The organism is Rhizobium sp. NFR07 (genome assembly GCF_900111905.1).
Lineage (GTDB): Bacteria > Pseudomonadota > Alphaproteobacteria > Rhizobiales > Rhizobiaceae > Neorhizobium.
The window spans coordinates 318,880-342,403 of sequence record NZ_FOKM01000001.1 but is presented as its reverse complement, the minus strand read 5'-3'; the positions used below and the strand labels follow the sequence as shown (position 1 = coordinate 342,403).

The following is a 23,524-nucleotide window of genomic DNA, read 5'->3' as shown; positions in this document are numbered from 1 at the left end:
AAGGGAACAGCATGACGAATGGCATCAACAGAAGACAATTCGGCCTGATGGCCGGCGCACTGGCGGCCAGCACCGCACTTTCCGGAACCGTCGCACGCGCAGCCCCGAGCGGCCGCGTCGTAGTCGGCACCTGGGGTGGCGACTACCAGAACCTGCAGCAGCAGTTCATCGTCGATACGCTGATGAAGGATAGCGGCATCAACGTCGTGTTCGACACGGCCAACGATACCGTCCGCAAGACCAAGATGCTCGCCGAGCGCCGCCTGCCGCGCGGCTCGATGGACATCGCCTGCCTCACCGGCCAGGGCGCCTATGAGATGAACCAGAACGGCCTCCTCGAGGAACTCGACGAGACCAAGGTGCCGAACATGAAGAATGTGCCGGCAGTCTTCCGCAACAATTACAGCGTCCCGCACATCTATACGGGCCGCGTCATTCTCTACAATCCGAAGTTCGTCAAGACGCCGCCGACCTCCTATGCCGATCTGTGGGATCCGCAATATGCCGGCAAGATCGGCGTCATCGACATCCAGTACCAGACGACGATCGAATCCGCCGCGATGATCTCCGGCGGCGCGCTCGACAATTACGAGCCCGGCAAGGAGAAGCTGCTGGAACTGAAGAAGCAGGGCGTCAAGATCTACCCGACCAACGAGGCGATGGCGCAGGCGCTGAAGACCGAAGAATGCGTCATGTGCATCATGTGGAACGCCCGCGGCTACATGTGGAAGAAGGCCGGCATTCCGGTCGAGATCGCCGTGCCGAAGGAAGGCCTCGTCCTCTACATTTCCGAAATGTGCGTTCCGAAGAATGCCCAGAACAAGGAAGCTGCCTACGCCTATCTCAACGCCATGATGGAACAGGGCCCGCAGACGGCCTTTGCCGAGAGCATGGGCTATGCGCCGACCAATTCCACCGTCAAGCTCGACCCGGAACTGGCCAAGCTGGTCGATTACACCGAGGAGCAGCGCAAGAGCCTGATGGTCCAGAAGATGGACTATCTCGCCAAGAACGACGCGGCGCTGCAGGACTGGTGGAACAAGTCCTTCAAGGGCTGATCCTCATCTTTGACGACGCCGGCCGGGCTCGCCCCGGCCGGCATTCAAATTCGCGCATCAAGGGACGGCAGAGACATGATCAAGAAGGGAACGACGGCAGCTGCGATGCTGACCCCTGCGACGCTGATGGTCGTGGTGTTTCTCGCCCTGCCGATGCTGCTTTTGCTGCGCTACAGCTTCAACCAGTATGTGCCCGGCGAATTCATGGTCGAGGGCATGACGGTCGCCAACTACGTCAACCTGCTCTCCGACAGCTACTATCTCGCCGGCCTCCGCACCACCGTCTTCATGGCATTCGGCGTCACCGTCGCCTGCATCATTCTCGGCCTGCCGCTCGCCAGCTTCATCGCCCGGCAGAAAGGTGGCATCAAGACGCTTCTGCTGTTGATGATCATCCTGCCGCTCTTCGTCAGCAATGCCGTGCGCGCCGCCGGATGGATGGTCGCTTTCGGCCAGAACGGCGTGGTCAACTACCTGCTCGGCGCGATCGGCCTGATCGGCGATCCGTTGACGCTGATGTACACGCCGACCGCCGTCTTCGTCGGCATCGTCTCCGTCAACCTGCCCTATGTGGTGCTCACCCTTCAGAGCGTGCTCGAAGGCCTCGACCCGAATACCAAGGATGCTTCCTTGAGCCTCGGCGCAGGCCCGTTCGAAACCTTCCGCCTCGTCACCGTGCCGCTGGTCATGCCCGGCATCCTCGCCGCCTTCGTGCTCTCCTTCATCCTCACCATGAACGCCTATGCAACGCCGGTCCTGCTCGGCGGCCCGAATTTCCGCATGATGGCGCCGATGGTGGTCGATGAAGTGCTCGGCAAGGCCAACTGGCCCTTCGGCGCGACGCTCTCCTTCATCCTCATGGGCGTGACGCTGGTTCTGACCGTCGCCAGCAGCATGTTCATTGCCAAGCGCTATAATTATTCGGAATAGAGACCCGATCGAATCCAACGATGCGCCGCCTGATGACGGGCGCACGCCCCCAAGAGGAAACCCCGTTATGACTGCCCCCGCCTACAAGTCCTTCGAACAGTCCTTGTCTGAATTCGACAACATCGCCGCCTCCATCCCGCCGATCTCGGCCGAGGAGCTGAATGGCCGTATCGCCAAGCTGCAGGGCCTGATGCAGGACCAGGGCGTCAAGGCTGTCTATCTCGATACCTCGACCAGCCTCACCTATTTCACCGCCATCACGCTCGGCGCCAGCGAGCGCCTGCATGGCGCGATCATCCCTTCCTCGGGCGCGCCGATCTATATCAGCCCCGCCTTCGAGGAACCGAAGACCGAGACGCTGATCACCATCCCCGGCGAGATCGCCGTCTGGGAAGAGCACGAGGATCCGGCGGTCCTCGTCGCCGACCTGATCTGCGGCTTGGTCGCTAAAGGCGATACTTTGGCCTTCGATCCGGCGACGCCCTTCGTCTTTTCGAGCCCCATCACCGCCCATGTCGGTGCGTGCCTTAAAGTCGTCGGCGCCAAGGATCTGATCGCCCAATGCCGGCAGATCAAGTCGAAGACCGAGATCGCCATCATCCAGGCGGCGATGACCGCAAGCCTCGGCGTCCACAAGGCCGTCTGGCAGGGCCTTTACGAAGGCGTCTCGACCACGGAAGTGACCGACTTCATTGCCGCCGCCCATCAGAAGCTCGGCATGCGCCACATCTTCGCCGCCGCCCAGTTCGGCGAGGCGACCGCCTACCCCCATGGCGTGCCTTACCCTCAGACGCTGAAGACCGGCGACATGGTGCTGATCGACCTCGGCGCCCATATCCACCGCTACTGCTCGGATATCACCCGGACCTATGTCTTCGGCGAGCCGACCGACCGCCAGCGGGATGTCTGGACGCTGGAACAGAAGGCCCACCGCGCGGCCTTCGATGCGGCCAAGCTCGGCACGCCTTGCGAGGAGGTCGATTTCGCCGCCCGCAAGGTGCTGACCGATGCCGGTTACGGCCCGGATTACAAGGTGCCGGGTCTCCCCCACCGCACAGGCCACGGCCTCGGCATGGACATGCACGAAGACCCCTATATCGTGCGCGGCAACAAGACGCCCCTCGAACCCGGCATGGTGTTCTCCGACGAGCCGATGCTTGCCATCTACGGCGAATGCGGCGTGCGCCTGGAAGATATCATCTACATGAGCGAGACCGGCCCGGTCTTCTTCACCGAACCGGCCCATTCGATCGACAAGCCCTTCGGCTGAGGCGCGTCATCACCGGCCATCATGGCTCTTGCCTTTTCCATTCATGCGCATATCATCTGCGCATGAATGGAGGCTTGGATATGCCCTCAACCGCCCGCAAAGCTGCCAATCTCTCGCTCGACAGTGAGCTTCTCTCGCAGGCCCGTGACCTGGATATCAACCTGTCCCGCGCGGCCGAAGACGGTATCGCGAAGGCCGTAAAAGCAGAACGCGAACGTCGCTGGAAGGAAGAAAACGCCGAGGCTATCAAAGCCTATAACGAATACATCGAGAAGAATGGTCTACCGCTCGAAGAATACCGCACCTTCTGATGGCGCGCTTCCACGTCCACAAGCTTAAAGGCCGGGACGGCCTTGTGCTAGATCTGCAGGCAGATCTTTTGGATTCGCTCGAGACCAGAGTGGTTGCGCCCGTTATGCCCGTCAGCGAGATTGGGCCCGCTTTCGTCAGGCTCACCCCCCGCGTCGATATAGACGGTCATTCCTACCTCATCCTTATACCGTCCATGGCTTCGCTCCCGAAACGGCTTCTCGGCGAAACGGTTCTGAATCTCACTCACCGCCAGGATGAGATCACCGCAGCGACGGATTTTCTCTTCCAGGGGTTCTGACATCCTCCATGAGCTCATATCCATAACCCGCCGGCATTAACCCGCCGGCATTCGGCGATACCGTCTCCCGGTGAGTTGGCGCTAAATGGACAGCACGCCTGAGATGCGTATTGATGATCCTGTCCGAGCCGGTTGTGATCAGTTGCAGTAGGGTCGAATAAAGCTCTACCTTTAAGACAAAGACGCATCATCACATTGGTGGATGTGCAAAACATGCCTTCATCCCAACTGCCAACGCCCCCTTGCAGGCGTTCTCGGGCAAGATGTTTACATCTGGGCTGTAAGTCTTTGTCTCAAATCCCGAACAGCGAATTGGTAGGCAGGTGAAACACCGGTTGGGCCGGCGTCTTCAGCTGCCGCTGCGTGGCGCAAAGTCGGAATCCGGGCAGCGTGACTGAAGCCTTCCTAACGAGCTTCAACAAACAAGAGGTCAACGCTGTGACCATTTCATCGTCTGTTCAAGTGAATGAGGCAGCAGCAGAGCCACTCAACAAGATCGCGCTTGAAAACCTCAAGCAGGGGAATCCCAAAAGCGAATGGGGTATCGAGGGCGACGGAGACGGCAATATCCAGGGCTTTGCGACCGAAATCAGCACCAATATAGGTGGGACTGTCGATTTCAAGATCGCCACCGACTCCACCCAGTACCGGCTGGATATCTACCGGATGGGTTATTATGGCGGCGATGGTGCCCGCAAGGTGGCGACTATCGAGAAAACGCTCGAAACGGCACAAATCCAGGACCATCCGATTGTCGACATGTCCCTGGGCCTCATCGACTGCGGCAACTGGGATGTATCGGCAAGCTGGCAGATACCGGAGGATGCGGTTTCCGGCGTCTATTTTGCCAAGCTGGTTCGAGAAGATGGGACGAGCGGTGAGAGCATAGTCCCGTTCATCGTGCGCGACGACGGATCCACCAGCGATATCGTGTTCCAGACGTCTGACACGACCTGGCAGGCCTATAATGCCTGGGGTGGGGCCAGTCTCTATTATGGCGAAGTTCCCGTCGATCCGGCGGACATGGTCGGCTACATGCCGCCGAACTGTAGTTGCGGCCTGACCGCAATCGGCAGGGCGTCCGCGGTCAGCTACAACCGGCCGATCATCACCAATACGAGCCCGGTTGGCGGTACCCACGATTTCATCTTCGGCGCGGAAAGCGCGGCAATCTCGTGGCTTGAGCAGAACGGGTATGACGTCTCCTACATCTCGGGTGTCGATGCCACACGCGACGGTGCCCAGCTGCTCAATCACCAGGCCTTTCTCTCGGTCGGCCACGACGAATACTGGTCCGCGGAACAGCGCGAGAATGTCGAAGCGGCACGCGACTCAGGCGTCAATCTCGCCTTCTGGAGCGGCAACGAATGCTACTGGAAGATCCGCTGGGAAAACAGCATCGACGGCAACGGCACGCCTTACAGGACCATGGTCTGTTACAAGGAGACCTGGGGCACCAGCACCGATCCGAGCGACATCGGGACAGGCACCTGGCGCGATCCCCGCTATGCCGATCCCGGTCAGGAGCCTGAGAATTCCCTCACCGGCACCATGTTTACGGTAGACAGCTATCGCCAGGACGCGATTTCGATCCCTTACGATTTTTCCAATCTGCGCTTCTGGCGCAATACGGATGTTGCGGATCTGCAGCCGGGCGAGACATTCCAGCTGACGGAAAACCTGCTGGGATATGAATGGGATTCCGATGTCGAGAACGGTTTCCGACCCGCTGGCCTGGTCAATCTGTCGCTCTCCAGCATAGCCGTCGACACCTATCTGCGCGATTACGGGACAAGCGTCGGAAGCGCCGTGGCCACCCACAGCCTGACCATGTACCGGGCGGAAAGCGGGGCACTCGTCTTCGGCGCCGGCACCGTCTTCTGGTCCTGGGGCCTGAGTTCCAACCACGAAGGAGCGGAAACGCCCACCGATCCCAATGTTCAGCAGGCGATGATCAACATGTTCGCCGACATGGGTATCCAGCCAACGACGATAGATGCGAGCCTCGTGCTTGCAACCCAGTCGATGGACAACCTAAAGCCGACGTCGACGATCACGTCTCCTACACTCGGCGCGAATTTCGCCGAAGGTCAGCATGTCACGATCACCGGAACGGCACAGGATCTTGGTGGCGGGATCGTTGCCGGCGTGGAAGTGTCCACCGATGGCGGCCTGCACTGGTTCAAGGCCACCGGCCGTGAGAACTGGAGCTTCAACTGGGTCGTGCAGGCCAGCGGCACCTACACGATCATGTCTCGCGCGGTAGATGACAGCGTCAATCTGGAGACCCCTTCCGTGGGCAAGCAGGTTAATGTATCCCTGCCCACGACCTCCAGTCTCTGGACGCAGGCGGTGACGCCGCTTGTGCAGACCACGCTCGACCGCGACAGCGTCGAACTCGGAATGCGCTTCCAAACAACCTCGGCCGGCGCCGTCACGGGGATCCGCTTCTATAAGGGCTTTTATAACGTCGGCGACCATCAGGTCAGTCTGTGGACGGCGGATGGCACACGCCTCGCCACCGGAATGTCGACTGGGGAATCGCTCAGCGGCTGGCAGACTGTGACCTTCTCCAGTCCTGTCCAGATCGCCGCGGGCGTAACCTATGTCGCCTCCTACCATTCCGACGGCTATTATTCGTCGACCGACGGCTATTTCAGCACCAGCCATAGCAGTGGTCCGATCCGGGTTTCCCAGGGGGCCGGTGTTTACGCCTATGGAACCGGAAACAATATCTTTCCCAATACCAGCTTCAACGATACCAATTACTGGGTCGACGTGGTCTTTCAGTCCTCGAGGACCAATGCGGCGCCCGTGGCCAGTAACGACAGCGGCATCTCAATAGACCAGAACACGTCAGTCGGCATTGCGGTTTCTTATGTCCTCGCCAATGACAACGATCCGGATGGAGACCCGCTATCAGTCGTGTCGGCCGGGGGCGCCTCCAATGGTACCGTCTCCTTCAACGCGCAGACCCAGACGTTCAATTTCAAGCCGACCAACGGCTTCCAGGGTGTAGCGAGCTTTTCCTACACGATCACGGATGGCAATGGCGGCACGTCATCCGCAACCGTGCAGCTGAATGTTCGGCCACCGCCGACTACAACGGGTCTGTTCACGGTCGCTGATGTGCCGCCTGCCTCCAATGAGGACGATTCACGTTCTGTCGAGCTCGGGATGAAGTTTGTCGCGTCCACCCGAGGGGAAGTGACGGGGGTACGCTTCTACAAGGGCATCCAGGACACCGGTGTCCATACCGGATCGCTCTGGACCAGCACGGGGACGCTTCTCGCTACCGTCACCTTCTCGGGAGAGACCGTGAGCGGCTGGCAGCAGGCGACCTTCTCTCAGCCGGTCACGATCTCGGCCGGCACGACTTACGTCGTCAGCTATCACTCGAACGGCAACTATGTGGCAACCGCGAACTACTTCGACACGACGCGGACCAACGGCAACATTTCTGCGCCTTCGACATCAAGTGCCGGCGGCAACGGTCTCTTCGCCTATGGAACGTCCAGCCTGTTCCCGACCCAGAGCTACAACTCGACGAATTACTGGGTCGACGTTCTTTACCAGCCGTCCACCGCGAATGGCGTGCCTGTCGCGGTTGCCGACAGCGGTTTTTCCGCCACTACCGGCACTCCGCTCACGATTGCGGGAACGGCACTGCTCGCGAACGACAACGATCCGGACAGCGATCCTCTGGTCATCACCGGCGTCAGCAACGCGGTCAACGGATCGGTGTCCTATGACAGCACGCTGCAAACAGTGACATTCACCGCCGATGCCGGATATTCCGGTCCCGCCAGCTTCTCCTATTCGATCTCGGATGGCCAAGGCGGCACGTCGTCTGCCCAGGTATCTCTGACCGTTTCTCCACCGAGCGAGACCCAAAGCCTGTTCACCGCTGCGAATTTACCCTCGATCATTTCTGTCGATGACATCAATCTGGTCAATCTCGGTATGAAGTTCCAGGCAGATACGGCGGGCTGGATCGAGAGTATCCGCTTCTACAAGGGCAGCAGCAATACGGGTCCGCATACCGGATATCTCTGGACTGCCGACGGGGTGCTGCTCTCCAGCGCGACCTTCACCAATGAGACCGCCAGTGGCTGGCAATCCGTCGATCTTGCGTCGGACGTGGCGATTTCCGCGAACACGACATACGTCGTCTCCTACAGCACCAGTGGCAACTATTCGGCGACCGAAAACTTCTTCAGTAATTCGCTGGATAGCGGCAACCTGCATGCCTTGTCATCGGCTCTCAGCGGCGGCAACGGCGTCTATGCCTATGGTTCGAGCGGTCTGTTCCCTCAGGCCAGTTACAACGACACGAACTACTACGTCGACGTCGCATTCCGGCCGCAACTGGCTGCCTAGCGGGAAGGGCCACGATGACACACAAAAAGCTGCCCGTGACGGTACTGACCGGCTTTCTCGGTGCCGGCAAGACGACGATCCTCAACCATGTCCTGTGCAACCGGGAAGGTCTGCGCGTCGCGGTCATCGTCAACGACATGAGCTCCGTCAACATCGATGCCGATCTTGTTCGGGATGGGGGCGGCAGCCTGTCGATGACCGAGGAAACGCTGGTGGAACTGTCGAATGGCTGTATCTGCTGCACGCTGCGTGACGACCTGCTCGGCGAAGTGCGCCGGCTCGCGGACGAGAACCGCTTCGACTATCTTCTGATCGAGGCGACAGGGATTGCGGAGCCACTGCCGATCGCGGCGACCTTTTCCTTCCGGGATGTTTCCGGTGCCGCGCTTTGCGATATCGCCAGCCTCGACACGATGGTCACCGTCGTCGACGCGGAAAATCTTCTCAATCACTATTCGAGCGAGGAACTGTTGAGCGACAGGGGCGAGACGCGTGATGGCAGCGACGAACGCTCACTGATCGATCTTCTCGTTGAACAGATCGAGTTCTGCGACGTGGTGGTGATCAACAAGATCTCCGAGGTCGATGCGGAAACACGGCGGGCCGTGCGCCTCGTCATTGCCGCGCTTAATCCGGATGCACGCATCGTGGAGGCGGATTTCGGCCGACTGCCCCTCGGCACGATCCTGAACACCGGACTTTTCAGCGAGGCCAAGGCGTCGCGGCATCCTCTTTGGCACAAGGAATTGTTCGGTTGGGAGGATCACGTTCCGGAAACCGAGGAATATGGCATCAGCAGTTTCGTCTACAGGGCGCGTCGGCCGTTCGATCCTTCGATGCTCGAAAAATTCCTGCAGGCGGAATGGCCGGGGCTTCTGCGCGCCAAGGGCCATTTCTGGTTGGCCACCCGACCCGATTGGATCGGGTTGCTGTCTATCGCCGGCATACAGCGACGGACCGAAACGAAAGGTTTCTGGTGGGCGACGGTGCCGAAGGCGCAATGGCCGGCATATCCGCATTTTCGCCGCCTGCTCGACAGCCACTGGAGCAATGTCTGGGGTGACCGCAGGCAGGAGCTGGTCTTCATCGGCGTAAACCTCGCCGAGGCTGAGATCCGTTCCATGCTCGACACCTGCCTGATCGGCGATGAGGATCGCTTCGAGCCCGATCGATGGGGCGACCTGCGCGATCCGTTCCCGCCTTGGCAGCATGGCCACGGCCATGCCCACGCCACATTATGAATCACGCTTCTCACACCACGGAGACTGGCATGACAGACGAACTTTATTGCGATGGCATAGGCGAAATCACGGTGACGGGCACAATCGTCCGTCTCGACATGATGTCCCTCTCGCCGACCAAACGTGACGCCAATGGAAATCCGCAGCCGGCTTTTCGCCAAAGGATCATCATGCCGGTAGATGCGTTCGCCAATGCCGTCGATCTGATGCAGAAGGCATTGGGTGGGCTGGTGGAGGCGGGCGCCGTGCGACGCGGCGCGCCCGTGGCGAAAATCCCTACGGCCAACGGCGAGATTCTGGAGCCGGCGCCTTCCAACACATCACCGAATTTCAACTGACCGGAGATGGCACGAGCTGCGGCTGATGCCATGAGCGACGTCATACACACCAATCTTCACTGTCTCGCCCTGGTCGGTCGCCACCACGGGGTAGACCTCTCGCCGGAGCGATTGCTGCATGACTATGATGTCGGGGAAGCCCGTGTTTCAACGCGACAATTGCTACGCATGGCCAAGGAAGCGGGGCTGCACGCGCGCTGTCTCAGTCTGAATTGGCAGGCTCTGGTAAATCTCCGCCAGGCCTATCCGGTACTGGCCGAGCTGGAGAACGGCAACTGGATCGTGATCGCCGGAGCATCTGTCGCGGAAGGTCACGAGAGTATCAGTATTCTCGATCCGCTCGCGCAGAGGCCGGAATTCATCATCCTGAGCGAGGAGCAGTTCTCAAAGAGCTGGGCCGGGCGCGTGATCCTGATCAAGCGCGGCTACCGCCTGATGGACGAAAACCAGCCGTTTGGGCTTCGATGGTTCGTGCCGGACATCATCCGCCAGCGCAGTCTTTTCCGCGACGTCGGCATCGCCGCCATTATCCTCTACGGGCTGGGTCTCTCAACGCCGATCTTCTTCCAGCTCGTTATCGACAAGGTGCTGGTACACCAGAGCTATGCAACGCTTGCGGTGTTGACGATCGGGATCTCGATCGCACTTGTCTTCGAGGCAATCTTCACCTTCCTGCGCCGGTACATCCTGCTTTATGCGACGAACAAGATAGACATCCGGGTTGCTACGAGGACCTTTGGTCATCTTCTGTTTCTGCCGATCGCGTTGTTTGAGCAGGCCTCGGCCGGGGTGCTGGTGAAGCACATGCAGCAGACCGGCCGGATACGAGAGTTCCTGACCGGCCGTCTGTTCCTGACCCTACTCGACAGCCTTTCCCTGCTGGTCTTCGTGCCGATCCTCGTCCTCTACAGCGTCAAGCTGACGCTCGTCGTCCTGGGCTTCACGGTCCTTGTCGGACTTGTCGTGGCGCTGCTGGTCGGACCGTTTCAGAGGCGCCTTCAGGCCCTCTATCAGGCGGAGGGCGAACGTCAGGCCCTGCTCGTCGAAACCGTTCACGGCATGCGGACGGTGAAGTCTCTTGCGCTGGAGCCGCGGCAAAGGAAGGTCTGGGACGATCAATCAGCGCTTTCCATCTCGCTCCGCTTCCGCGTCGACAAGATTTCGACCGCCGCGCAAGCGCTGACCGGCCTTCTGGAAAAGCTGATGAATGTCGCAATCATCGGCCTTGGCGCGCTTGCGGTGTTCGACAACACCATGACCATTGGAACGCTCGTGGCATTCAACATGCTGGCTGGCAGGGTCTCCGGGCCTCTCTTGCAGATCGTCACCATGGTGCATGAATATCAGGAGGTCGCCCTTTCCGTGCGCATGCTCGGCGAGATCATGAATCAGCGATCGGAACAATCCGGTCGCGGCAGGGGCATAAGCCCGGCGCTGACCGGCCGGATCGAATTCGACAAGGTGTCGTTCCGCTACGGTTCGGATGAAGCGCCTGCGCTCGATGACATCTCCTTCACCATCACCGCCGGCACGGTCGTCGGCATCGTCGGGAAAAGCGGTTCGGGCAAAACGACCGTAACGCGGCTTATCCAGGGGCTTTACCAGAACCAGCAGGGGATCATTCGCGTCGATGGTTATGACAGCCGCGAAATCGATCTCGTCCATCTGCGCACCAATATCGGCGTCGTCCTGCAGGACAACTTCATGTTCCGCGGAACGGTGCGCGACAATATTGCGGCAACCAAGCCTGGCGCGACGATCGAAGAAGTCATCGCCGCAGCCCAGATGGCGGGTGCTGAGGAATTCATAGAGCGGCTGCCGCGAGGCTTCGACACCTTGCTCGAAGAAAATGCCGGCAATCTTTCAGGCGGACAAAAGCAGCGCCTCGCCATCGCTCGCGCTTTGATAACCGATCCCAAGCTGCTGATCTTCGACGAGGCGACAAGCGCGCTCGATCCGGACAGCGAGGCCATCGTCAGACAGAATCTCAACAGGATCGCCGCCGGGCGCACCGTCATCATCGTCTCGCATCGTCTGTCGACCCTCGTCGATGCCGACGCGATCCTCGTCATGGAAAGAGGCAAGATTGCCGACGTCGGCCCGCATGATCAGCTTGTTTCACGGTGCATGACTTATCGGCATCTCTGGTCTCAGCAAATGAGGCAGGTGGCATGACGCAGGTGCCCGTGCCGAGACCCGGAAATCCGCCTGCCCGTGTTCCGGAAAAGGGATCGGCAGTGGTCCTGAAACGGCCGCTTCCTTCGGTCATCATCGACTTTCAATCGGACGCGGTGGAGCTGGAGGAACGTCCCCCGCCTCGAGTGGCGAAAGTGACGCTTTACGCGCTATCGGCACTGATCTGCAGCGTGATCCTGTGGGCGTGCGTCTCGGAGGTCGACGAGGTTGTCATTGCTACCGGAAAGCTGATTACGAGCCAGCCGACGATGGTCGTCCAACCGCTGGAAACGTCGATCATCCGTTCGCTTGATGTCACCGTCGGAGAGATTGTCCACGCGGGACAGAAGCTCGCCACGCTCGACCCGACATTCAGCCAGGCGGATGTCGATCAGCAACTGGCCAAGTTCAGGGCGTTCGATGCCCAGGTAAAACGGATCGAGGCTGAGATTGCGGGACAAGACTACCCGGCGATGGCCGGCTCGTCGCGGGACGAACAGCTTCAGGTTGCTCTCCTTCGGCAACGCAAAGCGTACTACGATGCGCAACTTCAGAATTTCGACGAGCAGATTGCCGGACAGTCTGCGATGATAACTGCCGGCGCCGACCAGGCGGGCGTCCTAGCTGATCGCCTCGACGCCCTCGCCAGGATCGAGTCTGCGCGGCAAGGCCTCTATCAGAAGGAGGCCGGCTCGCTGGTCATGTATCTCGGCGCAAAAGACGCGCGTCTCGATGTCGACGCGGATCTCTCCGCCATTCGCGGCAAGAGCGTCGAGGCTGAACACACGGTCAAAAAGCTGAAGGCGGAAAAGCAGGCCTTCATCGAGGATTTCCATCGTAGCGTGATGGAGCAACTCGTCCAGTTGCGCGATCAGCGCGATACCGCGGCCGAAGAACTTAAGAAGATGGCGTTACGTAGGACGCTGGTGACGCTTACGGCACCAGCCGACGCGGTCGTCCTTGACCTCGCCCAACGCTCCGTCGGGTCGGTGGTGCGCGATGCCGAACCGGTCGTGACATTGGTCCCGCTCAATATTCCGCTCGAGGCTGAGGTCTCGGTAAGCGCTCTGGATATTGCCCGCGTCGTCATCGACATGGGGGCCCGCATCAAGCTCGATGCCTATCCCTTCCAGAAATTCGGAACCGCCATGGGCAAGGTCCGCGTCGTCAGCAGAGACACGTTCAGCCCTACACAGGCAGAGATAACAGCCGGACAGTCGCCTGTTCCGTTTTTCAGGGCTCGAGTGGCCTTGACCGACACACGCCTCAACGCGGCGCCGGATATAGTTCGGCTCCTGCCTGGAATGACCGTCACATCCGAGATCAAAGTCGGTCGTCGCAGCATTATTTCTTATATTCTGTATCCCGTGATGAAGGGTCTCGACAGTGCGCTCCGGGAGCCATAGACCATGTTGGAGCCGAGCGGGAACCGGCTGCCAGACATAGTGGGAAAGGTACCTCGTCCGGAGAAGGAGGCTCCTCCCCTAAGCAATAATGATGAGGCGGGACAAACGCTCTCCACCTTTCCGAAGGGTCCTATCAGGCGGCACACTGGTAACGCGGCTTCCGATCGAAATCCGGCAGCCGGCACCTCATCAGGGCCATTGAAACAGCATCCGCCCGGGATGCTCCGCAGGGTGGACATGCATATGAAGCTTTTGCGTCCCGTGCCGCTTGCCTCTTTTCGCGCGGCCTGCCGCGCAGCGTTTGTTTTTAACGCTCTCGCTCTTCTTGCCGGGCTCGCGACGCCTGCTCTGGCTGATGGCTCCCCTATCGCGCCGCAGACGAAAATCCGTCTGACCATTGTCCAGTGGATTCCTGCCAAAGGTGAATACGAGCGGTGGGAGGCACTCGGCGGCGAACACACGATCTCCGATGATGGCGTGATTATTCTACCCTTTCTCGGCTCCCTCTCCGTGGGCGATCTCGATAGCGCCGGTCTCACCAACGAGATTGCCAAGCGTCTTCAGGAGAAAATCGGCCTGGTTCGCACACCTGCGGTCACCATCGAGATCTTGGAATACCCACCCATCTACGTCGTGGGAGATGTAACAAGGCCGGGCGAATACAAGTTCCGTCCCGGACTGACGGTTCTGCAGTCCCTCGCATTGGGCGGAGGCCCGCCCCGCCCCGCCAGTCAGCAGCAGTCACAGACGATCAAGCTCGCGGCGGACATGAAGGAAATAGATAACTCGCTTCTGCGCAGTGCGGCAAAGCTTTCACGGCTTCAGGCCGAGATGGCAGGTACGACGGAGATTGCCTTCGAGCCGCCCGTCGGCGTCGATCGGCAATACGCGGTCGGAATCTATGATGAGGAAAAAGCCATTGCGCAGGCGCGGGCAAATGCGCTGGAGAGGCAGTCCAAGGCGCTCACCGAGTTGCGTGATCTCCTGACGTCGGAGATCGGCGCCCTGGAGGAGAAACTGAAGGGGTCTGACGGCAATATCAAGTCGGCCGAAGAGCAGCTGGCGATTGTCAGGACGTTGGTGGAAAAGGGGGCCACCGTCGCGTCACGGCAACTGGACCTGGAGCGGTTGCTTACGACCTACCGTTCAGATCGGCTCGATCTCGTTACCGCTATCATGCGGGGGCGCCAGGCGATCAGCGAAACGACGCGCAACCTGGAAGGCCTTCAGGACACGCAACGAAGCGAAATCGCCACCGAAATACAGGCTGAGAGGGTAACCGTCGATCAGCTCAAGCTGAAACGGGAAATGACGCAGAAATTGCTCATAGAGGAGCTGTCGAGCGACAGTGGCCGGACAGGCGACGGTGATCCTCCACCTTTGACCTTTACCGTCAGCCGGCGGGACAAGGGAGAGATCAGCGAGTTCCAGGCGTCCGAAACAACGACACTGGTACCGGGCGATGTCGTCAGAGTGGTCCAGCCTCGCCTATCTGACAATGGGCCAGAGACCCTCGCCGACACGTCGTCCGATGTCAAAGTGACCCAGGCAAGCCAGTAACCCCCGAGGCTTTGTATGACATTGCGCATGAGGCCCGCCGCCGGCCAGACCTATACCCAGATCCTCAAATCGACAGCGCTGATGGGCGGCTCCTCGCTGGTGAACGTTGCCCTCGGCATCATTCGCAACAAGGCCATGGCCGTTCTTCTGGGACCGGAAGGCGTGGGCCTGATGGGGCTTTACACGTCGATTGTCGACATGGCCCAGGCCGTTGCGGGGCTCGGTGCGAGCGGCAGCGGCGTGCGCCAGATTGCCGAAGCCGCAGGCAGCGGTGACGACGAGAGGATTGCGCATTCGGCAACGGCGCTCAGGCGCCTCTCGACGATACTGGGTCTGCTGGGGGCGCTCTCGCTGGCAGTGCTCGCACTGCCGATCTCCAGCCTGACCTTCGGTGACCATCAGCATGCCGGCGCAATTGCGCTGCTTTCACTGGCCGTCTTCTTCCGAGTGGTGGCGGCGGGTCAGACGGCGCTGATCCAGGGCTTGCGAGGAGTCGGAAATCTCGCCCGCATCAATGTCCTGACGGCGCTGCTTGGCACCGTTGTGAGTATCCCCTTGGTTTACGTGTTCGGTGCGGAGGCTATCGTGCCGTCCGTGGTGGCGATCGCGGCCGTTGCGACACTTGCCACCTGGCATTACAGCAGACAGCTATACGCCAATCCTCCGCCGATGCCGCTAACGCGGCTTGGCGAGGAGACTGCGACCCTGCTCAGGCTGGGCGTCGTCTTCATGGCAAGTGGTCTACTGACTTTCGGTGCGGCCTATGCCATTCGCCTCATCGTGCTGCGGCAGGAAGGCGTTTTGGCTGCCGGATTGTATCAGGCGGCCTGGGCAATCGGCGGCCTTTATGCTGGCTTTATTCTTCAAGCGATGGGTACGGACTTCTATCCGCGTCTCACGGCAACGGCGGACGACAATGTCGAGTGCAACCGCCTTGTCAACGAGCAGGCGGAAATCAGCATGCTGCTGGCCGGTCCCGGCCTCCTTGCCACGCTGACCCTGGCGCCACTTATGATGAGCCTGTTCTATTCCTCGGAATTCGGCGGGGCAGTCGATCTCCTTCGCTGGATCTGCCTCGGTATGATGCTGAGGATCGTTGCCTGGCCGATGGGCTTCATCGTGCTGGCGAAGAATGCTCGAGCCATCTTCTTCTGGACGGAGGTCGCGGCGACATTGGTTCATGTGGGCCTCGCCTGGCTGTTCGTATCGACATACGGAACCCAGGGAGCGGGCATGGCCTTCTTCGGGCTCTATGTCTGGCATGGCGTTCTGATCTATCTCATAGTTCGACGTCTTACCGGCTTCCGGTTCTCGGCGGCAAACCGCAGGCATGTCCTGCTCTTTCTGCCTGCATCCGGCGCGGTTTTCGTGTCGTTTTTGGTTCTGCCCTTGTGGCCTGCCATCGCAATCGGCTGCCTTGCCACGGCACTGTGCGGCATTTACTCGCTGCGTATGCTGCTCGGCATCCTTCCGCCGGCGTCGATGGCGGTCATCAGAGGCTGGATCACCAGGTTTGCATGATCGAACCGGCGATGCTGCGCAAAAAGAAAGCCCGCAGCATTGTTATGCCGCAGGCCCTCTGAAATCCCTGATTGCTGCTCACACCGCGTGTGCGATGGCTCCGGCGCCGGCGACCTCTGCTTCGGCGACGGCATCGCGGAGCGCCTCGACGACCCTTGTGACGTCATGCTCCGTCATCTGTGCGAAGAGCGGCAGAATGATCGTCTGCTGTTGCGCAGAGATGCTTCTAGGCAGATCCGTTGCGCTGCGATGGGAATTGCGGCCGACATAGGCTGCTTCCAGGTGAATGTTCATCACACCGCGCCGTGTGGAGATGCCCTGATCGAGCAGCGCCTGCATCACTGTCCGCTGATCAAGCCAGTCGGGCAATCTGACGCAAAAGCTCTGCCAGTTGCAGCGAGCCCAGACGGGCTCGGTCGGCGCCGCGAGATCCGGGAGCGCTGCAAGCTCCCTGCGATATTGATCGGCGAGCCTTCTCCGTTGAGCGATCAGTTCTGGCAGGCGTCGGAGCTGTACCCTGCCGACGGCGGCCTGCAGATCGGTCATGCGATAGTTGTATCCCAGCTCATCATAGTCTTCGAAGATCACCTGCTTCGAACCGTGCCGAACGGCGTCGGTGACGCTCATGCCGTGCTGGCGCCACAGGCGGAATTTCCGGTCGTATTCGGCATTGGCCGTGGTCAGCATGCCGCCGTCGCCGGTGGTCGCAACCTTGCGCGGATGAAACGAGAAGCAGGCAATGTCGCCGTGGGGCCTGCCGATCTTTTCCCAATTGCCGTCCCAGAGGATCTCGCTTCCCGTCGCGCAGGCTGCGTCCTCGATGACCGGGACGGCGTGACGCTTGCCTATCTCCACGATAGCCCGAAGATCACAAGGCATTCCGAGTTGATGCACGCATAAGATCGCCTTGGTACGAGGCGTTATCGCGACTTCGATCAAGGCCGGGTCGATATTGTAGCCATCCGCCTCGATGTCGACGAAGACCGGCACGGCATCGCAGTATCGCACGGCGTTGGCGGTTGCGATGAACGAATGGCTGACCGTGATGACCTCGTCGCCGGCGCCGACGCCAACCGCCTTCAGCGCGAGATGCAGCGCGGTGGTGCAGTTTGAGACCGCACAGGCGTGTTCGGCTCCGACATAGGCTGCGAATTCGCTCTCGAAGGATGCAACTTCCGGCCCCTGAGTCACCCATCCCGACAGGATGACCCGGCGCGTGGCATCGGCCTCCTCTTCTCCGAGAACCGGTTTGGCGACGGGAATCGAGTTTGACGGAGCGCTCATGCGGCCTGTCCTCCGGCGGCGGTCTTTTGCCGCCACCAATCCACGAGACCGCGAAGCCCTTCCTCAATCGAAATCTCGGCCTTGAAGCCAAGGAGGCGTTCGGCCTTGGATGTATCTGCGAGACGACGGGTCACGCCGTTGACTGTACGAGCCGCCTGATGCTGCGGCGGGACCGGGGAGCCCATGATGCCGCTCAGCGCCCGGGCAAGCTCCAGCAGGCTCGTTTCCGCGCCGCTGGCGACATTGAAGACCTCGTCCGTCACGTCGGATTTCGCGGCCAGCAGGTTCGCCCTCGCAATGTCGTGGACATGAACGAAGTCCATGGTCTGACTGCCGTCGCCGTAGATGACCGGTGGCATTCCCGCTGCCAGACGCTCCATCCAGCGGATCAGAACTTCCGTATAGGCGCCGTAGACGTCCATGCGCGGACCGTAGACATTGAAATAGCGGAGTGCGACATAGTGCAGGCCGTACATCTCGGCGAAGCTGCGCAGCAGTCCTTCGTTGAAGGTCTTTGCCGCGCCATAGATCGTCCGATTGTTATAGGGGTGATGATCTTCGGTCGTCGGGAAGCTTTCGGCGAGCCCCAGCACTGATGCGGACGAGGCCGCAACGACTTTTGATACGCCCGCCTTGGCCGCGGCCTCGAGAACGTTGAACGTGCCTTCGGCCAGGACATCGAAGGCGAGCCGTGGTTCCTCGGCGCATTGGGTAATCCGGATGGCTGCCTGGTGAAAGACAATATCGACGCTTTCGAAAGCATCGGCCAGCATCGGCCTGTCGCGTATGTCGCCATTGATGATGGTGACAGGGCCAGTGCTCAGGACGGTGTTGAGGTTGTCCCGCGTACCACGCACGAAGTTGTCGAGAATGATGATCTCGCGCGGCCTTTCCATTGCGACGAGATCGGCGATGTGCGACCCGATCAGCCCCGCTCCGCCGGTAATAAGAACGCGCTTGTCTTTCATGGTCTCCCCCCATTCGCTATGTCGAGCATCGGATCGGCGTCCATGCGCCAGCGTATGAATTTCGCAGGCACGCCGGCCACCACCGAAAATGGCTCGACGTCGGAGACCACGACGGCACCGGCGCCGACGATCGCTCCTTTCCCGATGCGCACGCCGGGAAGAATCGTGGCATTGGTGCCGATGTCTGCCCATGCGCCGATATGCACCGGCTTGATCTCGAGATCGGTGCGGATGATTGGTTCATCCACCGGGATGGCGGTATGGGTGGAGCCGAGGATCTTCGCGCCAGGTCCCCAGCCGACGAATTCCTCGATGACAAGATCGCGGGCGTCCATATAGGCCATGGGTCCGATCCAGACATTGTCGCCGATCACGCATCTGCCGTCGTAGCGCCCCTGGATGTAGGCCTGGGCGCCGATGAAGACGCGATCACCGATCTCGAATGTCTCGGGATGCTTGAAGCCGGCGCCGCTTGCGACTTGCAATTCGGTCCCGCAGCGCTGACTGATGGCCTGCCAGATTGCCTTGCGCATCATCGCGTCTACGAAGCCGTCGCCCGTGGCAAAGCGGCCATAGAGATCGAGTAGCCCGGAACGCCCGTAGGTTTCCCTGAGCTGTTCAGCCAACCCTGATTGGTACGCTGGATCCGAGGGCTTTTCACTACGCCCGTGAACGGCCCGGACAACACGGGCTTCCCCCGCCATGCTAATCGACATAGGCATGCTCCAGAGTCTCGACGACTATCTCCACCTGCCGCATCGTCATTTCCGGATAGATCGGCAACGACATAACGTCCTGTGCTGCCTCTTCCGAGACAGGAAAATCTCCGGCCTGATGGCCGAGATCGGCATGAGCCTTCTGCAGATGGACCGGGATGGGATAATGCAGCCCGGACTGGATGCCTTCCGCATTGAGCACCCGCCGAAGCCCATCGCGGTCGCGGCTTCTGACGGCATAAACGTGATAGACGTGGCGCCGGCCGACCAGCTCCATGGGTGTCTTCACGACAGTCGATCCGCCGAGCAGCGTCGAGTAACGGTGGCCGATCGCCCGCCGGGCCTCGGTCCAGTCTTCAAGATGTCGGAGCTTTACCCGCAGGATAGCGCCCTGGATGCCATCCATCCGGTAATTGAAGCCCTTCAGAATATGGTGATAGCGCTGCTCTTGCCCCCAGTCACGCAGCATTCGCATGGTGCGGGCCTGATCGTCGCTGTTCGTGACGGCCATTCCCCCCTCGCCGCATGCGCCGAGATTTTTACCCGGATAGAAGCTGAAGCAGCCGGAGAGGCCGATGCTGCCGGCTCGTGCGCCTTTGTACTCGGCTCCATGGGCCTGGCAGGCATCCTCGATCACCGGAATGCCATAGCTGTCAGCAATCGCCTTGATCTCGTCCATGTCGGCCATCTGGCCATAGAGATGTACGGGAACGATGGCCTTTGTGGCAGGTGTTATCTTCGCCTCAAGTTGGCGCGCATCCATCGTGAGCGTCGACGGTTCGACATCCACGAATACCGGCCGTGCCCCGGTGTAGCAGATTGCAGAAACGGTAGCGACGAAGGTGAAGGGCACGGTGATGACCTCATCGCCCGGTCCGACGCCTGCGGCGAGAAGGGCGAGATGCAGGGCGCTCGTCCCGGTATTGACGGCGACCGCATGTCTGACACCACAATAGTCCGCAAATTCCTGCTCGAAACGGGCAACTTCGTCGCCGAGCACATATTGCGCGGATGCCAGGACGCCGAGCACCGCAGCGTCGATTTCGCCCTTGATGGAGGCATATTGTGCCTTGAGATCGAGCAACGGGATCATGCGATGCGCCTCGCCTCTTCGAGTTCGATGACGCGACCCTGCTGTGCGAGCGACCGCGTGGCGGCTTCGAGGGTCCGAACGACACGAAGGCCGGCATATCCGTCGCAGACTGGCCGGGTGTTCTGCTCGATGCAATCGATGAACTGGCGGAGCTCCCGGCTCAATGCCTCGGTCATATCCAGCTTCGGCGCATGCATGTCGCCGCTGCGATAACCGACCAGCATCTGATGAACCTTCTCCCCATATGTATGGGAACTCGGGTTCATCGTGATGCCCTTGTCATAGACCTTGATCTTCTCGCTGGGTTCCAGGTCGTCATAGACGATCATCTTGTTGCTGCCGCCGATCAGCGTTCGGCGCACCTTCACCGGCGCCAGCCAGTTGACGTGGATATGCGCGATCATCTTGCTTTCGAAGAAGAGCGTCAGATAGGCGATGTTCTCCGGCTCGCCGAGCACATGGCTCATTCCGGTCGCAGAGACGGCCACCGGTTTTTCCGGCAGCACATAGTCCAGAATGGCGAGGTCGTGGACCGCCAGATCCCAGATGACGCTGACATCATGCTGGAAGAGCCCGAGATTGACCCGGACTGAATCGTAGTAATACATGTCGCCAAGGCCGCTCTCGACGAGCTCATGCATCTTGCGAACGGCGCCGGTGTGGACGAAGGTGTGGTCGACGGCCAGCACGAGACGACGGCGCGCCGCCTCCTCCACCATCCGCATGGCTTCCTCGGTCGTCGCGGCCATAGGCTTCTCGACGAGCACATGCTTGCCGGCCATCAGGGCCTGCATCGCGAGCCTGAAATGACTCGATACCGGCGTGGCGATGGCGATTGCATCGACCTGCGGATCGCGCAGGACGTCCTCGAAATTTTCGGTGACCTTCACCGCGGGATACCGGCCCTGAACTGCGACCAGGCGGTCCTTATTGAGGTCGCAGACGCAGACGAGCTGCGCCTGCCTCGTTTCCGAAATGTTGCGAACAAGGTTTGGACCCCAATATCCATATCCGACGACAGCTATGCCGATCATCACGTCCCCTCCAATGATCTGATTTCCACCGGCACGTCATTGACGCGGCCGACGATTACGGCCGGAACACCCGCGACGATTGCGCGATCAGGCACATCTTTGGTCACGACAGCGCCGGCGCCCACCTGCGCGGCCACGCCGATAGTCACGCCAGGCAATATTGTGGCATTGCTTCCGATCGCCGCCTGACGCTTGACGAGTGTGGGAATGACAATCCAGTCGGCTTCCGTCTGCACACTTCCATCGGGATTGACGGCACGCGGGTATCGATCGTTGGTGAACATGACTCCGTGGCCGATGAACACGCCGTCCTCAAGCGTCACCCCCTCACACAGAAACGAGTGGCTGGAGACCTTGCAGTTTCTTCCAACCTGAACATTCTTCTGGATTTCTACGAAGGTGCCGATGCGCGTTCCCGCCCCTATCGTGCAGCCATATAGATTCACCAGATCCGGATGATGGACAACGGCACTTTCATCCATCCTGACATTCGACGCAATCATCCCGTCCAAGCCCCCTGCCTTCACTCGATTTCAATGCTTTGAGAGTGCCGGCCCGCGCCTGTGTCACTCGGATCAGGGGCAGCGATTATGTATCGGCACGGAGAATTATTTTCTCGCGCCATGAGAGTTCTTTTGACCAACCGAGTAAAGAAGCAAAACGTCTAAGCCGCCAAAGGCTTACTTAGATGCTGCGCCTAATGCCGGAGCATGTCTTGGCTACCTAAAATAGATAGTGAGTGGGTCAAGGTTTATATATTTTAACTATCTAATATAAATATGAAATACGTTTATTTGCTTGCGCTTAGAATTATTCGATAGGTGGCGCAATACGTTAAATTGAATTGTGCAAATTGCTTAGCTTTATGATGCAATATGGATGGGTGTACACCCGATATACATCCAGTTAGACGTCGTATGGATGAGTTATCCTAAATTGCTGGTGTAACGTTTCAAGTGACATGTTATTTGCCGTAGATGATGCTTGATGGCCGTTGTTTTTCACCATGAGCAGATTTTTCGAACTAGATTTGAACTCTGGAAACTCGTTGGGGGATGAGCAAATGGAATCAATGCTTTTGCAGAACTCAAGCCAGAAGCCGGAAAATATTGCCCTGGCTTTGAATATGGAGCGTACCACTATGGCGAATGCGTCGCCGCAGACGCCGAAACATTCGCTTGTCATTCTCGACGACCGCGCGCTCGATCGCCAATGCCTTGCGCAATGCATGGCTGCTTATAAATCGGACTTACTCATTCTCCCATTCGGTTCCACCACCGAGTGGGAGCAACGGCGTGACGAATACCCTCCCCTTTCTGCGATCCTCCTGAATATCGGCGGCAAGAGAGTGGATGAGCCAGCCGTCTCGGAGCAAATCAAGACCCTCGCAGCGAAGTTTGGCGCCACGCCCGTCATCGTTCTTGCAGACAGCGAGGATTTTGCCCAGATCGTGACCGCGATCGATCTCGGAGCAAAAGGCTATATACCTACTTCAGTCGATATCGGGGTCTGCATGGAAGTCATTGCGCTTTCTGTCGCCGGGGGAATCTTCGTGCCCGCGAGCGTACTCCTTGCGATGCGCCATTTGATGAAATCGAGTAATCCAGGTGCGCGTCCGTTGATCGGTGTCTTCACGGATCGCCAGGCGGAGGTGGTGGAAGCACTTCGTCGCGGAAAGGCGAACAAGATCATCGCCCATGAGCTGAATTTGCGCGAAAGTACAGTCAAGGTTCACGTCCGCAACATCATGAAGAAAGTAAAGGCAACCAACAGAACCGAGGTTGTATTCAAGATCAATGATCTGTTTCCAGATAATGCCGGTGGTCAGCGACTAAACCGAACGCCATTTTGATGCCTTCCTATCCGATTTGCATGACGTCCCTACCGCCTGAGATTGGCCGCTGATATCAAACTCCTTTATTGAGAGACGCCGCGAAATC

The 23,524-nt window shown here is 59.6% G+C and carries 19 protein-coding genes; 13 read left to right on the top strand and 6 right to left on the bottom strand.

Annotated elements, in window-relative coordinates; translation table 11 throughout:
• Positions 1-11: 11 nt before the first annotated feature.
• The 12 genes from BM216_RS01450 (at position 12) to BM216_RS01395 (ending at position 16,489) form a co-directional block, all read left to right on the top strand.
• A complete protein-coding gene (locus tag BM216_RS01450; protein WP_092993813.1) occupies positions 12-1,058 on the top strand; it encodes an ABC transporter substrate-binding protein in 1,047 nt (348 codons plus the stop codon).
• A gap of 75 nt (positions 1,059-1,133) precedes the next feature.
• Complete coding sequence (locus BM216_RS01445) at positions 1,134-1,988, top strand: ABC transporter permease (RefSeq protein ID WP_177230671.1); 855 nt, start codon at positions 1,134-1,136, stop codon at positions 1,986-1,988.
• 67 nt (positions 1,989-2,055) lie between these two features.
• A complete protein-coding gene (locus BM216_RS01440; protein WP_092993810.1) occupies positions 2,056-3,258 on the top strand; it encodes a M24 family metallopeptidase in 1,203 nt (400 codons plus the stop codon).
• Between the two features lie 80 nt (positions 3,259-3,338).
• Positions 3,339-3,569 (top strand): type II toxin-antitoxin system CcdA family antitoxin, encoded by a 231-nt coding sequence (locus BM216_RS01435; protein ID WP_092993807.1) that lies wholly within the window; start codon positions 3,339-3,341, stop codon positions 3,567-3,569.
• Complete coding sequence (locus BM216_RS01430; protein WP_092993804.1) at positions 3,569-3,868, top strand: CcdB family protein; 300 nt, start codon at positions 3,569-3,571, stop codon at positions 3,866-3,868. The genes BM216_RS01435 and BM216_RS01430 overlap by 1 nt, the downstream gene beginning before the upstream one ends.
• 438 nt (positions 3,869-4,306) lie before the next feature.
• Entirely contained in the window at positions 4,307-8,248 is a 3,942-nt protein-coding gene (locus BM216_RS01425) for a DUF4082 domain-containing protein (RefSeq protein WP_244530034.1), read from the top strand.
• A gap of 14 nt (positions 8,249-8,262) precedes the next feature.
• Entirely contained in the window at positions 8,263-9,489 is a 1,227-nt protein-coding gene (locus BM216_RS01420) for a GTP-binding protein (RefSeq protein WP_092993798.1), read from the top strand.
• 29 nt (positions 9,490-9,518) lie between these two features.
• Positions 9,519-9,827: a hypothetical protein gene (locus tag BM216_RS01415; protein WP_092993795.1), complete on the top strand. Its 309-nt coding sequence runs from the start codon at positions 9,519-9,521 to the stop codon at positions 9,825-9,827.
• Positions 9,828-9,857: 30 nt separating this feature from the next.
• Positions 9,858-12,002, top strand: coding sequence for a peptidase domain-containing ABC transporter (locus BM216_RS01410; RefSeq protein ID WP_092993792.1), 2,145 nt, complete (start codon positions 9,858-9,860; stop codon positions 12,000-12,002).
• The gene (locus BM216_RS01405) at positions 11,999-13,408 is read left to right on the top strand and encodes an HlyD family type I secretion periplasmic adaptor subunit (protein ID WP_092993789.1); all 1,410 of its coding nucleotides are present in this window, start codon (positions 11,999-12,001) and stop codon (positions 13,406-13,408) included. The genes BM216_RS01410 and BM216_RS01405 overlap by 4 nt, the downstream gene beginning before the upstream one ends.
• 243 nt (positions 13,409-13,651) lie before the next feature.
• Positions 13,652-14,968, top strand: a complete 1,317-nt coding sequence (locus BM216_RS01400) for a polysaccharide biosynthesis/export family protein (RefSeq protein WP_244530056.1) — start codon at positions 13,652-13,654, stop codon at positions 14,966-14,968.
• 15 nt (positions 14,969-14,983) lie between these two features.
• Positions 14,984-16,489 carry an O-antigen translocase gene (locus BM216_RS01395; protein ID WP_092993786.1) on the top strand — a complete coding sequence of 502 codons (1,506 nt, stop codon included), beginning with the start codon at positions 14,984-14,986 and terminating at the stop codon, positions 16,487-16,489.
• Positions 16,490-16,567: 78 nt separating this feature from the next.
• Here BM216_RS01395 and BM216_RS01390 read toward each other — a convergent pair whose 3' ends face one another.
• From BM216_RS01390 to BM216_RS01365, 6 genes are read right to left on the bottom strand one after another with little or no spacing between them, the layout of a single operon-like run.
• Positions 16,568-17,773, bottom strand: coding sequence for a DegT/DnrJ/EryC1/StrS family aminotransferase (locus tag BM216_RS01390; protein ID WP_092993783.1), 1,206 nt, complete (start codon positions 17,771-17,773; stop codon positions 16,568-16,570).
• Positions 17,770-18,741, bottom strand: coding sequence for an NAD-dependent epimerase/dehydratase family protein (locus BM216_RS01385; RefSeq protein WP_092993780.1), 972 nt, complete (start codon positions 18,739-18,741; stop codon positions 17,770-17,772). Before BM216_RS01385 ends, BM216_RS01390 begins: the two co-directional genes overlap by 4 nt.
• Positions 18,738-19,457: an acyltransferase gene (locus BM216_RS01380; protein ID WP_092993777.1), complete on the bottom strand. Its 720-nt coding sequence runs from the start codon at positions 19,455-19,457 to the stop codon at positions 18,738-18,740. Before BM216_RS01380 ends, BM216_RS01385 begins: the two co-directional genes overlap by 4 nt.
• Complete coding sequence (locus tag BM216_RS01375; protein WP_092993774.1) at positions 19,447-20,550, bottom strand: DegT/DnrJ/EryC1/StrS family aminotransferase; 1,104 nt, start codon at positions 20,548-20,550, stop codon at positions 19,447-19,449. The genes BM216_RS01380 and BM216_RS01375 overlap by 11 nt, the downstream gene beginning before the upstream one ends.
• Positions 20,547-21,584: a Gfo/Idh/MocA family protein gene (locus BM216_RS01370; RefSeq protein WP_092993770.1), complete on the bottom strand. Its 1,038-nt coding sequence runs from the start codon at positions 21,582-21,584 to the stop codon at positions 20,547-20,549. Before BM216_RS01370 ends, BM216_RS01375 begins: the two co-directional genes overlap by 4 nt.
• Positions 21,584-22,087 carry an acyltransferase gene (locus tag BM216_RS01365; RefSeq protein ID WP_092993767.1) on the bottom strand — a complete coding sequence of 168 codons (504 nt, stop codon included), beginning with the start codon at positions 22,085-22,087 and terminating at the stop codon, positions 21,584-21,586. Before BM216_RS01365 ends, BM216_RS01370 begins: the two co-directional genes overlap by 1 nt.
• A 560-nt stretch (positions 22,088-22,647) precedes the next feature.
• Here BM216_RS01365 and BM216_RS01360 point away from each other — a divergent pair.
• Positions 22,648-23,436 (top strand): response regulator transcription factor, encoded by a 789-nt coding sequence (locus tag BM216_RS01360; protein WP_092993764.1) that lies wholly within the window; start codon positions 22,648-22,650, stop codon positions 23,434-23,436.
• The last annotated feature ends 88 nt before the right edge of the window (positions 23,437-23,524 follow it).